1 pseudogene is annotated in these 937 nt (G+C 40.4%); it reads left to right on the top strand.

The window, feature by feature from the left end:
* Window positions 1–937, top strand: a pseudogene (locus tag V6E90_RS21435) (YadA-like family protein); the annotation flags it as partial.

Here is a 937-nt window from a genome sequence, read left to right as displayed (position 1 = left end):
GACAGCATCACGACTGGCGATACGGTATTAAATGACAAAGGTGTGACCATTAAAGATGGTCCAAGCATTACTAAAGATGGCATCGATGCGGGTAATAAAGTCATTACGAATGTTGCAGATGGTAAAGATGGTAAAGATGCAGTCAATGTTGACCAGTTAACCAAAGTTAAAGATGGTTTAGATGGCAAGATTACTGATACCAATACTAAGTTAGATGACGCTAAGAAAGACTTAGGTAACCAAATCACGGACACCAACAACAAGTTAAATGACACCAAAGATCAGTTAACAACTCAGATTACAGATACCAAGACTGAGTTAAACAATACGATCAATAACACCAAAACAGAACTCAATACCAAGATTGATAACACCAAGACTGATTTGGAAAACAAAGGTCTAAACTTTGCAGGTAATGCAGGTGGAGATGTGCATCGTAAGTTGGGTGATAAGTTAAACATCGTGGGTGGTGCGGATGCTGCGACATCGGAAGACAAAACCAGCGGTGAGAATGTGATTACGCGTACCACCAAGGATGGTATCAAGATCGAATTGTTAAAAGATGCGAAATTCGACAGCATCACGACTGGCGATACGGTATTAAATGACAAAGGTGTGACCATTAAAGATGGTCCAAGCATCACTAAAGATGGCATCGATGCGGGTAATAAAGTCATTACGAATGTTGCTGATGGTTCAATTGCGAAAGGTTCTAAAGATGCCGTGAATGGTGGTCAGATTCAGAACATTTCTGAAAGCATCAAGAATAGCATTGGTGGCAATACGACTGTTAATAAAGACGGTAGCATCAGCACCAACAACGTTGGTGGTACAGGAAAAGACAACATCAATGATGCAATCAAATCAGTTGATGACAAAGTCACCAATGGCGTAAATGACTTGACCAACAAAGGTCTAAACTTTGCAGGTAATGCAG

This window comes from Acinetobacter sp. ESBL14, from assembly GCF_036668815.1.
Taxonomy (GTDB): Bacteria; Pseudomonadota; Gammaproteobacteria; order Pseudomonadales; family Moraxellaceae; genus Acinetobacter; species Acinetobacter gyllenbergii.
This window is presented reverse-complemented; position numbering and strand designations above follow the sequence as displayed.